This window comes from Pseudomonas sp. G5001 (assembly GCF_013385475.1).
Lineage (GTDB): Bacteria > Pseudomonadota > Gammaproteobacteria > Pseudomonadales > Pseudomonadaceae > Aquipseudomonas.
On record NZ_JACAPZ010000066.1, the window covers coordinates 1 to 10,693 of the forward strand.

Genomic DNA, 10,693 nt, shown 5'->3' on the forward strand with positions numbered 1-10,693 from the left:
CCCACGGCCTCGGCCAACTCGGCCAGGAGCTGGCTCACGCCAGCGGCACCCTGGAAAAAGGCGCGCGCCACCAACTGGCGGAAATCGCCCAGATGACCGGTTCCATGCAGCGCATGGACTAATGGCCGACAGTAGCCGCTCATGACAGACCACTTCCAGCCAAGCCATTGAGCCACTTCGACCCTATCGATGAGTAAAACCAAAACACCCCGCACTTCAACCAAAGGCGGGGTGTTCTCTCTTACCTCACTTCACATCAATCACATCGCCGTATGAAAAATCTGCTCAATCTCATCCTGATTGGCAGGACGCGGATTGGTAAAGCCGCAGGCATCTTTCATCGCATTGGTTGCCAGGGTCGGAATATCGTCAGCCTTTACACCCAGCTCAACGAGCCCGCTCGGAATCCCCACATCCGCAGACAGCTTGCGGATCGCCGCGATGGCCGCCGCAGCGCCCTTCTCCGCATCCAGTTGCTGAGTCTCAACCCCCATCGCATGAGCGATATCCTTAAACCGGGCCGGGCACACGCTGGCGTTGAAGCTCGAAACATGGGGCAGCAGGATCGCGTTGCACACGCCGTGAGGCAGGTCGTAGAACCCGCCCAGTTGGTGCGCCATGGCGTGTACATACCCCAGCGAAGCATTGTTGAAGGCCATGCCGGCAAGGAATTGCGCGTAGGCCATGTTTTCCCGGGCGGTCATGTTGTCACCCTGGGCAACGGCGGTGCGCAGGTTGGCCGAGATCAGTTCGATGGCTTTGAGTGCGCAGGCATCGGTGATCGGCGTGGCCGCCGTCGACACGTAGGCTTCGACGGCGTGGGTCAGTGCGTCCATGCCGGTGGCGGCGGTCAGGCCTTTGGGCATGGCGGCCATCAGCGAGGGGTCGTTGACGGATAACAGAGGGGTGACGTTGCGGTCGACGATGGCCATTTTCACGTGGCGGACTTCGTCGGTGATGATGCAGAAACGGGTCATTTCACTCGCCGTGCCGGCGGTGGTGTTGATGGCGATCAGTGGCATTTGTGGTTTGGCGGATTGGTCGACGCCTTCGTAGTCGCTGATGTGCCCACCGTTGGCGGCGCACAGGGCAATGCCCTTGGCGCAGTCATGGGGGGAACCGCCGCCCAGGGAAATAATGAAATCACAGTCGCTGCGGGCCAGCAATTCAAGGCCCTTTTCCACGTTGCTGACGGTCGGATTCGGTTTGGCGCCGTCAAACAGGGTGGAGTCGATGTCTTGCTGGGCCAGCAGGCCGGCGACCTTGGCCGCCACGCCGGCTTTGGCCAGGCCGGCATCGGTGACGATCAAGGCTTTGCGGAACCCGTACTTGCGGATTGCGAGCATCGCCTCGTCGAGGCTGCCAATGCCCATCATGTTCACGGAAGGAATGAAGAAGGTGCTACTCATGATAAATCCTCTTTTTATTATGGAGACACGGGAGTCAGTGAGGTTTTCTACTCATCTCGCAGGTGATGCGGCGCCTCTTGTTGTCATCGTTGACGATCACAAAGCTGAGCCTAAACCTATGGCGTCAGACCGAAATGGTCCTTTAGCGGGCATTGACACCTCCTTTAGTACTGGAAGCAGGGCTTCACCCATTCCATGGGGGACGGCAGCAAAATCTGACTTGCGCAGACCCCGACCCGCCCGGATGGTTATGATGGTTCGCTGAGCAACAGCCCTCACCTACTCTCCTGTGCAGGAACTGCAAAATGAGCATTGATTGGGTCAACTTCACGCCTTGGGCTTCATTAGGCGGAGGCGCCTTGATCGGGCTGTCCGTCAGCGTGTTTGTTCTCGCGAATGGCCGAGTCGCAGGTATCAGCGGCTTGCTGGGCAGCGTGATGCGGTTTGGCAGTGAGGGCTGGGGCGAGAAAGCGTTGTTTCTGCTTGGCCTGGTGATTGCGCCATTGCTGTGGGGGCTGTTTAGCGTCTTGCCACAGATCGAGATCACGGCACAGTGGCCGGCCTTGGTGATGGCGGGGTTGCTCGTTGGCTTGGGAACCCGGTACGGCTCCGGCTGTACCAGTGGTCACGGCGTGTGTGGGATCTCTCGATTGTCACCCCGCTCCCTGGTGGCGACCGTGTGCTTTATGACCGCGGGCTTTGCAACGGTGTACCTCATCCGCCATGTGCTGGGGGTTTGAAGGTGATGACCAAGTTGAGCGCATTTCTCGCCGGGCTGATCTTTGGTCTGGGCCTGCTCTTGGCCGGCATGGCCAACCCCGCCAAGGTGTTGGCGTTTCTCGATGTGGCCGGGGCTTGGGACCCGTCACTCGCTTTGGTGATGGTCGGGGCCATCGCCGTGGCAGTTATCCCTATGAATTGGGCGCGCAAGCACAAACGATCTTTGCTCGCGGCCCCCATGCAGTTGCCTGTTAACCGGGAGTTGGACCTGCGCTTGATAGGAGGCAGCGTGGTGTTCGGTATCGGCTGGGGAATTGCCGGTATCTGCCCTGGGCCTGCGATCGCCCTTCTGTTTACCGGGCACTGGCAAATTCTCATCTTCGTAGTGGCGATGCTGGCGGGTATGTATGTGTTTTCCAGCCTGGAAGGCCGGCGCACGTCTTGATGGGGTTTGACCCCGATTTTTACTGAACACCACTCACGGACGGCTTTATGGAACGACTCCAACCTCGTGGCATTGATGCGGACGGTTATATCCTCACCGTGTCCAACGTCGAGATGCAGCCACAGTTTCAGGCTTTGCTGACGGACGTTTGCATGACGCTCGCGCAGCCGGAACCTGTGCTGGACGGGATTTATCTTTATGGCAGTGTCGCGAGAGGCGACGCCGTGCCGGGGGGTTCTGACCTTGACCTAACCCTTATTCTGCACAGCCCTCCTACGTCGCAGGATCTGGAAATGCTGGAGTCGAAAAGGCGCACGCTGGAAAGTCGGCATGCCGAAGTCACCAAGATCGATTTCGATATCGGTAGTCGTGCTGAAGTATTGGCACCTGACAATCGATTGAGCTGGGGGTATTGGCTCAAGCATCACTGTCGTTGCTTATGGGGCAATGATCTGACCCAACGCTTCGACCGGTTCAAGCCGTCGCGCGATATCGCCATTGCCGTGAATGGTGACTTTGAATCCGTACTGACCCGGTATGCAGACCTTATCGACCAGGCGACCACACCGACGCAATCGCTACGCTTGCAGCGAGAAGCTTCGCGCAAACTCATCCGGTCAACTCAAGTGCTTCGCTCTGAACAGGACCTGATGTGGCCGCAAACACTGGAAGAGCTTGTCGAGCAGTTTGTTCAGCATTACCCGAGTATGAGAATGCAGATCTCTTTTTTCTTGTCCCAGGCAAGGAACCCGGATGCCAAGCCGAAGAAGTTTACGACTCAGCTCCATCGTTTTTTGACCTGGATGGCTACACAAACCGGTTGAATCCATAACGCGCCTATGAAATCAGGGGCGATTCATGTACCTACAGACGGGTTATCACGCATGCCATTACCGCGAAATTCGATATCCATAACCTGTTGGTTGCTCCATGGGGTTACTGAATTGAGTGAGTCACCCTAAGCGTTCCAGGATCCTCATCGAAAGATACGCCTCCAAGCGACAACAGGCCTTGGATCAACTCCTCCTGAATGACCGATACCCCTCTTCTTATTGATGAGTATCAGCCTCCTCTGCGGGATAAAACTCGCCCTCCTTCCCCATTTTTTTCAGCCGTTCGCGCACAATTACCTCGACGCTGGCTACGGCGGTTTGATCGTCAGGGTTGACCAACTGCAAGCACAGGCGTTGGACATTCTGATCGTGGGTGCCCTCGCTCATCATCTCGTGGGTGAAGACCTGTTCGCCACGCCATAGGCATAGCTGGGTATGCGTCCCGCCAAGCCATATTTCGTTGATTGATCCAAGGTCGGTGGTCGCTAGTTGATCGACGGTGATTGTCTTATCCATTGCGCTGTACCTTACCCATGAGTAGATACAGGTAGACTTGCCGGCATAGCGGGTCGTTCCACGCGTTGGCAGGTCAACCGGGCTAATGGTGGTTAAGCACGTCCCGGTTGGAACCAGGACAATTGACGATTGAAGGCGGACAGTACGAGCCGAGAAGGGCAATCACATGACTGATCCTGCTGTTCCACATGCAAATGGCCGCGCTTGGATCAACTTTAATCTCACCTTCTCGGGCTGATACTGCCAGCTGAAAGATGGCGTGCAGCCTACGAAACGACCGGCTGCTATCGGCCAGAAGCAGCCAGTCAAAAGCGCCTAGGAAATCAGCGTCGATTCAAGATTCGTCGAGCACGGCCGACACAAAAGCATCAATAGACACTTCCCTGACAAGGAAACGATCACTAGATGCAGGCTTGGCAACCATGTGTTTGGCCAACAAGGAGCGTTACCCAATGCTAGATCTTATTTACATCGTAGAAGATCATTTCGCCTCAGATACCTCCCAGCAAAATGACAGCGGCTACACCCCAAACTTCACACTTTCTGGCCAAAATACAACACCGCAGACTGGAAAAACTGCATATTCCGGCGTAGCGGTAGCTACGGCCGCGGCGGCCGCAGCATCGTCATTCCTCATTCCTATTCTGCCTATTTCTATGATTATTGGCGCAGCGGCTACCGCTGCCGGTGTTGCAGGCGCGGGTGCATCACTAATCGCCAAAGATCGCAGCTCCACAACCGATGAATCAGCCACAGCTCTAGCCATAGCCGAAGAAACACGTTTGCTCACTGCTTACGTACAACGCCATTCGCTTTCCCGCACCCAAGCCAGAGAGTCTGACTATCGTTTCCAGCCAGGGCACCCAGTCGTTGGAAAGGCTTACCGCAAACACCCACTGTCCGACTACTCGAACCCGGATAACAAGAACCTCTACATTCCCAGCGATAGCTACGATGCAATCCTGCTGGAGGAGCGCGAATCGGAACTGGTCAAGCTACTGGTTCAACTTGGAGCGACCAAAATCCGCATCACCAAGAAAGTATCCGATAAAACCCGCAGTTCCATCAGCGCAGAAGCATCCGTGCAAGTTGGCCCTATGGGTGGCGGTGCAGTCAGTTACGCAGGTAAAACTGAATGCGATACTGATTCACTCGATACACGTGAATTCTCGTTAACCGGCAAGCCTTGGAAAGCAGATAGCAAAGTCGATCGTGAGAACTTCTTTTGGCTGTCGTATGAGCCTTCGTGGAAGGCGGTCGTGTTTGCACGCGAAGTGGGCGGTTGTCTGACTGCGTCCCTAGAGATTAAAGAAAACACGTCATTCTCCACAGACAAAAATTTGGAACTGTCAGTCAAGGCAAAGCTAGTAGAGGTTGGTGCGCAGGCCGGCATATCGAATCTCGAAACCGGAGAAAAAACATATTTTGTGAAAGCAGAGTTCGCACCGGTAAGCCACAGCGCTTGACCAAAACCAAGCGATTTAGCATTGCGAGTAAGCAGGAAGGAGTGCTCTTTACAGAGGCACTCCTTTTTTATTTGGCAATCATCGCCGATTCAGGGAGTCGTGGCCGACTGCACATCAAAATACTGACTGCTGATGGCAACTCGCGAATGACCACTTTTGGCCGATTTTTGCCTGGCGCGACAGACCGAAATCGGCCGATTCTGTTGAAAAAGTAGGTCTCCTGTCGATCTATAACGCGAGACCAGCTTAAGCAGGTTGGCTAGAAAGCGCCCCCTTGAGAACCTTAGAAACCAGTATCATCCGATTCCACTGGAATGACGAGGCTTAGGAATACTCCTGCCCGGCCGGCAACCCATTGCGCAGCGAGTGGCGAGCCTTCAAAAATGAGCGCTCACACGTCACCAAAGCCAACATCATCATCTTCCGATCCAGACAGACCGACTGCGCGACGTGTCCGATGAAAGCCAAGTGCTGCCCGAACACTGCGTTTTCGTAAGATCGCCCGCAGCGTCCATGAAGCTGCTCGGGATGCGGACCTGCGAATTGCAGCAACGCCGGCGTATCAGCGCTCTCGCCACGAACTTAAAAAGGTCGAAATGTTGTTTACCCACCTCAAGCGCATCCCTACATTGGATCGCTTGCGACTACGTGGCATGAGTGGCGCGACAGATGAATTCACGCTGACCGCTGCGGTGCAGAACCTACGACGGCTGGCCAAATTTTCATCTCAAGGGCCACCATTCACGGAATAGTTGCGCCTGCACCAAGCAAAAAACCTCGAATTAACCAAATAACTGAGCAGCAAAAGTCACCGATGGGCCGAAAAACCACTCAATGTGGTGAGTAGGCTCTCCAGTGGTGGTCGTGCCTGAGTTTAGGCGATCTGAAAATCCGACTGTTTTCAACAGAATCGGCCAATTGCAGCCAGTCGAAACTCGGCTGAAATCGGCCCGGATTTGAGAAATCCGAGCCGATTCAAAACATCAGACAGATTATTCTCCGCAAGGGGAAATCACCTTGTTTCCAAAGCTAAACAAATCTCTTGAACTCTCTATGAGCCTTCACCAGCCTTAGAAAAGACACTTGCATAAACAGCTTGCCATGACGACAATGAGATCGATTAGCATTTACTCATCGGTGACACTATCATGTCGGCGCTTGATCATTCAGTTCTCGATCGGCTCTATAGCGAACACAACAGTTGGCTGAAGGGCTGGTTACGAGTCCGGCTGGGCAATGCCGCCGATGCTTCGGACTTGGCCCAGGACACATTCCTGCGAGTCATGACCGCTCGCCATGACACCCCAATCCGCGAGCCGCGGGGTTACCTCAGCGCCATTGCGCGCTCCCTGTTGATCGATAAATCCCGCCGCCGCACCATTGAGCAGGCGTACCTGCATGCCTTGGCCCAGCGACCTGAACCCGTAGATGTTTCGCCAGAAATACGTTTGTCCATCATCGAAATGCTGATCGCGGTCGATAGCCTACTCGACGAATTGGGTGCCAGGACTCGGGAGATATTCCTGGCGGTCCAGCTTGAAGGGCTAAGCTATGTTGCAACGGCTGAACGTTTCGGCGTCTCGGTCACCACGGTCAAAAATCATTTAATTCGCGCCATGACCCGGTGCCTTTTGCTGGTCGAAAGCTGATGCCTTCCTCCCTGGACCTCAAGATACTTGAAGCTGCCGCCACCTGGTACGTGCAACTCAATGACGGGACGGTCAACGAGGCAAGAACCCAAGCCTGGAACATCTGGATGCAATCCAGCCCACAGCACGCTGCGGCTTGGGCGCGCGTCGAAACGCTGCAACAACAATGGAAAATGGTGCCCAAACAAGCGGCCCTATCCAGCCTCAGCGCAGCAAAAATACAACGTCGTGATGTGCTGAAAATACTTGGCATGCTAGTGGCCGTTGGCGGATGTACGTGGCTGGCAGTTGAGCAAGTTCCGTATCGTTCAATGCTCGCTCAACAGCGTACGAGTATCCGTGAGCGTCGCTCGCTACGCCTGGACGATGGCTCACAACTGGAACTGAACGCGGATACTGCATTGGATATCCGCTTCGACTCAAAGCAGCGGTTGATCCAGTTGTACCGTGGTGAAATTCTTGTCAAGACCGCCCAGGATCCCACTCAGCGCCCATTTATCGTTCAGACTGGCGAAGGTCGGGTACGTGCGCTCGGCACCTGGTTTAGCGTCCGTCAACTGACCGAACAAACGCGTGTTGGAGTACTGCAAGCCGCTGTTGAAGTAAGTCCGCTCCAGCATGTTGAACGCACTCTGCGCCTCGATGCTGGAAAGCAAGTCACCTTTGACCGCGATGAAGTCGATGCCGCCAGTCTTTTACCCCCGGGCTCGACCGCTTGGGTACAGGGCATGCTGAGCGTGAATGACTGGCGGCTGGGCGATTTCATCGAAGAGTTGGGACGCTATCGCCCTGGCGTACTGCGGTGCGCTGCATCGGTTCAGGGGCTTAGCATCTCAGGGGCGTTCCGCATAGATGATACGGATACCGTGCTGGAAAACCTGAGCCAAGCCTTACCGGTGAGAGTGCGCTACCTGACGCGCTATTGGGCTAGCATCGAACCGGCATGAGTTCGATTTGAAAATGTTTGACGAGTCACCTTGCTGATTTTGATTCTCATCCGTCAATGACACAAGCCGCGATGACAGCGACTCTCTGCCATGACTACGAAAGGATCAACGAAATGCCCCTGCTTCCCCCCTATGCAAAGACTTCAATGACCCGTCCGGTTCGCTTGGCCCTCTTTGGACTGAGCCTCGCGAGTCTGTCGGGGCCGGCGCTAATGTCCACGCCAGTATTGGCGCAGAGCCAGACGTCCTACCAGATCGCTTCAGGTCTGCTCGGCACTGCCCTGATCCAGTTCGGAGTGCAAGCGGGCGTGACTATTTCATTTGATACCGAGCAAACCCGCCGTCTGACTACAACGGGCCTGGCTGGCGTGTACAGCGTCGAGGAGGGACTGATGCGCTTGTTGGCGAACAGCGGGTTACAAGCGCAGCGTCAGAGCAATGGTGGATACGTGTTAATCCCTGCCAATAACGGAACAACGGTGGTGCTTGGCGCGACGAGTGTCACGGGCCAATCGCTGGGAGCAACGACAGAGGGGAGCGGATCGTACACCACCGGTTCCATGAGCACTGCGACCAAACTGTCGACCTCCATGCGCGAGACGCCGCAGTCGGTCACGGTGATCACCCGCCAGCGCATGGATGACCAGAACATGCAGTCCCTGGAGGATATTTCGACTTATACCCCAGGCCTGACCATGCGCAAGACCGGCGGTGAACGCCCGGAGTTCTACTCCCGCGGATCCGCCATCGACAACATCATGATTGACGGCCTGCCCGTCGCGTATGACAGCGACACCCTCGGCACCTCGACACTGGCGATGTTCGACCGGGTGGAAGTGGTACGCGGTGCATCGGGACTGATGATCGGTGCCGGCAACCCGTCCGGCACCCTCAACCTGATCCGCAAACGCCCCACCGTCGAGCCGCAAGTGTCGGTCACCCTGGGTGCCGGTTCGTGGGACAACTACCGCACCGAAATCGATGCCAGCAGCGCCCTCAATTCCAGCGGTTCGATCAGGGGCCGCGTGGTCGGTGCCTTCCAGGACAAAGACAGCTTTACCGATGGCTACAGCAGCAAGCGCCAATTGTTGTACGGCATCACCGAGTTTGACCTGAGCGAAGCCACTACCCTGACCCTTGGAGCGTATTACAACCGTGAGGACAACCCGGGTGCCGACTGGTCAGGCATTCCGACCCGTGCCGATGGCACGTTCCTGCCGATATCCCGTTCGACGCGCATGAGCCCGAACTGGACCTACTGGAACAAGAAAAACACCAGCGCATTTGCCGAAATTGAGCACCGCTTCGACAACGACTGGAAACTGCGCCTGAATACCACGTGGCTGCGAGGCGATCTGGACATGCTGGGCACCAGTTTCTATCGACTGGACTCCAGTGCGGATCAGTTGAACCTGAACGTGGGCCGCTACACCTACCAGCACACGCAAAAAAGCGTCGACGGCTACGTGTCCGGCCCCTTCACCCTGTTTGGTGCGACCCACGAACTGGTGCTCGGGGGCAGTTATCGCAATGATAAAACCGACGATGGCCCCGGCGGTGGTTTCCTCAACGACCCGAACATCGTGCTCGACCCGTCAAACTTCGACTATCACGGCGTAGAGAAACCGGCCATCAACTACAACTGGTCGCGCAAGGGCAAGGTCGATCAATACAGCACCTACGCCACCGTACGCTTCCATCTGCGCGACGACCTGAAACTGATCCTCGGTTCACGCCTGGACTGGTACGAATACGAACAGAACACTATTTCCGGCGAATACACATTCGGCGCCGACTACAAGGCGACGCGGGAATACACTCCCTATGCCGGCCTGATCTACGACATCAACGATACCTACTCGGTGTACACCAGCTGGACCAGAATCTTCCAGCCGCAAGCCAACGTGGACTTCCAGGGCAGCCTGCTGCCGCCGGTCACCGGTACCAACCGTGAAGTCGGGATCAAGGGCGAGTACTTTGACGGCGCGTTGAACGCCAGCCTGGCCTACTTCCAGTTGAACCAGGAAAACCTCGCCCAAGGGCTTGATGCCTGTGCACCGGGTGTTGCTTCCTGCTCCGTGGCCTCCGGCGAAGTGGAAACCAAAGGCGTCGACCTTGAACTGCAAGGCATGCTTGCCCGTGGCTGGCAGGCCTCGGCCGGTTACACCTATGCCGGTGCCAAAAACGTCAAGGGCGGCAGCGGTCGCTTCGACAGCGACACGCCATACAACCTGCTCAAGCTGTCCACCACTTATCAATTGCCGGGCGATCTCGAAAAATGGTCGATCGGCGGTTCATTCCGTAGCCAGAGCAGCACATACACAACCTACGGCGTGTCTCAGGGCGGCTACAGCATCGTCGACCTGATGACCGGCTATAACTTGAACAAAAACCTCAAGGTGCAAGCCAACCTGAACAACGTGTTCGACAAGCACTACTACCAGAGCATCAGTAACCCGGCGGGCGCAAACATCTTCGGCGACCCGCGTAACGTGGCCGTGACCATGAAGTGGAGCATGTAAGCCACATATTCTGAGAATGACAACATCCTGCTAGGGTAGGTGTTGTCGTTCAGGACGTTGAGTCGCCCCGGATCTTTCAGATCATGATCGACGGCTTTTGGCCGATTGCAGCCCCTCGTAACAAGCAGCTTCTGGCTTATCCCCCCTAAAGCCCCACCCAACACCGCCGATAACCTCCTACCATCA

The 10,693-nt window shown here is 56.0% G+C and carries 9 protein-coding genes and 1 pseudogene; 8 read left to right on the plus strand and 2 right to left on the minus strand.

Translation table 11 applies throughout. The features are described from left to right. Positions 1-260: 260 nt before the first annotated feature. Positions 261-1,409, minus strand: a complete 1,149-nt coding sequence (gene yiaY, locus HX805_RS31980; protein WP_177008673.1) for an L-threonine dehydrogenase — start codon at positions 1,407-1,409, stop codon at positions 261-263. 305 nt (positions 1,410-1,714) lie between these two features. On the opposite strand from yiaY, the gene HX805_RS31985 reads away from it, so the two are divergent. Genes HX805_RS31985 through HX805_RS31995 form a run of 3 tightly spaced genes read left to right on the plus strand, consistent with a single transcriptional unit; the run spans position 1,715 to position 3,398 of the window. After that, the gene (locus HX805_RS31985; RefSeq protein ID WP_177080269.1) at positions 1,715-2,149 is read left to right on the plus strand and encodes a YeeE/YedE family protein; all 435 of its coding nucleotides are present in this window, start codon (positions 1,715-1,717) and stop codon (positions 2,147-2,149) included. A gap of 5 nt (positions 2,150-2,154) precedes the next feature. Further along, positions 2,155-2,574, plus strand: a complete 420-nt coding sequence (locus HX805_RS31990) for a DUF6691 family protein (protein ID WP_177080296.1) — start codon at positions 2,155-2,157, stop codon at positions 2,572-2,574. 47 nt (positions 2,575-2,621) lie between these two features. Further along, positions 2,622-3,398 (plus strand): nucleotidyltransferase domain-containing protein, encoded by a 777-nt coding sequence (locus HX805_RS31995; protein ID WP_177080270.1) that lies wholly within the window; start codon positions 2,622-2,624, stop codon positions 3,396-3,398. Between the two features lie 225 nt (positions 3,399-3,623). Here HX805_RS31995 and HX805_RS32000 read toward each other — a convergent pair whose 3' ends face one another. Next, positions 3,624-3,923, minus strand: coding sequence for a hypothetical protein (locus tag HX805_RS32000; protein WP_087694689.1), 300 nt, complete (start codon positions 3,921-3,923; stop codon positions 3,624-3,626). A gap of 452 nt (positions 3,924-4,375) precedes the next feature. Between HX805_RS32000 and HX805_RS32005 the strand changes: the two genes are divergently transcribed. The 5 genes and pseudogenes from HX805_RS32005 (at position 4,376) to HX805_RS32025 (ending at position 10,507) form a co-directional block, all read left to right on the plus strand. Further along, positions 4,376-5,389, plus strand: a complete 1,014-nt coding sequence (locus HX805_RS32005) for a hypothetical protein (protein WP_177036106.1) — start codon at positions 4,376-4,378, stop codon at positions 5,387-5,389. A gap of 304 nt (positions 5,390-5,693) precedes the next feature. Continuing rightward, positions 5,694-6,141: pseudogene (locus HX805_RS32010) on the plus strand (transposase); the annotation flags it as partial. Positions 6,142-6,537: 396 nt separating this feature from the next. Continuing rightward, positions 6,538-7,038: a sigma-70 family RNA polymerase sigma factor gene (locus HX805_RS32015; RefSeq protein ID WP_177036105.1), complete on the plus strand. Its 501-nt coding sequence runs from the start codon at positions 6,538-6,540 to the stop codon at positions 7,036-7,038. After that, the gene (locus HX805_RS32020; RefSeq protein WP_256344178.1) at positions 7,038-7,985 is read left to right on the plus strand and encodes a FecR domain-containing protein; all 948 of its coding nucleotides are present in this window, start codon (positions 7,038-7,040) and stop codon (positions 7,983-7,985) included. The genes HX805_RS32015 and HX805_RS32020 overlap by 1 nt, the downstream gene beginning before the upstream one ends. A 146-nt stretch (positions 7,986-8,131) precedes the next feature. Then, complete coding sequence (locus tag HX805_RS32025; RefSeq protein WP_371317088.1) at positions 8,132-10,507, plus strand: TonB-dependent siderophore receptor; 2,376 nt, start codon at positions 8,132-8,134, stop codon at positions 10,505-10,507. Positions 10,508-10,693 lie beyond the last annotated feature (186 nt).

Coding starts and splice junctions, on each gene's coding strand:
- HX805_RS32020 (WP_256344178.1), top strand. CDS start 7,038: ATGCCTTCCTCCCTGGACCTCAAGATACTTGAAGCTGCCGCCACCTGG.
- HX805_RS32000 (WP_087694689.1), bottom strand. CDS start 3,923: ATGGATAAGACAATCACCGTCGATCAACTAGCGACCACCGACCTTGGA.
- HX805_RS31985 (WP_177080269.1), top strand. CDS start 1,715: ATGAGCATTGATTGGGTCAACTTCACGCCTTGGGCTTCATTAGGCGGA.
- HX805_RS32025 (WP_371317088.1), top strand. CDS start 8,132: ATGACCCGTCCGGTTCGCTTGGCCCTCTTTGGACTGAGCCTCGCGAGT.
- HX805_RS31995 (WP_177080270.1), top strand. CDS start 2,622: ATGGAACGACTCCAACCTCGTGGCATTGATGCGGACGGTTATATCCTC.
- HX805_RS31990 (WP_177080296.1), top strand. CDS start 2,155: ATGACCAAGTTGAGCGCATTTCTCGCCGGGCTGATCTTTGGTCTGGGC.
- yiaY (WP_177008673.1), bottom strand. CDS start 1,409: ATGAGTAGCACCTTCTTCATTCCTTCCGTGAACATGATGGGCATTGGC.
- HX805_RS32015 (WP_177036105.1), top strand. CDS start 6,538: ATGTCGGCGCTTGATCATTCAGTTCTCGATCGGCTCTATAGCGAACAC.
- HX805_RS32005 (WP_177036106.1), top strand. CDS start 4,376: ATGCTAGATCTTATTTACATCGTAGAAGATCATTTCGCCTCAGATACC.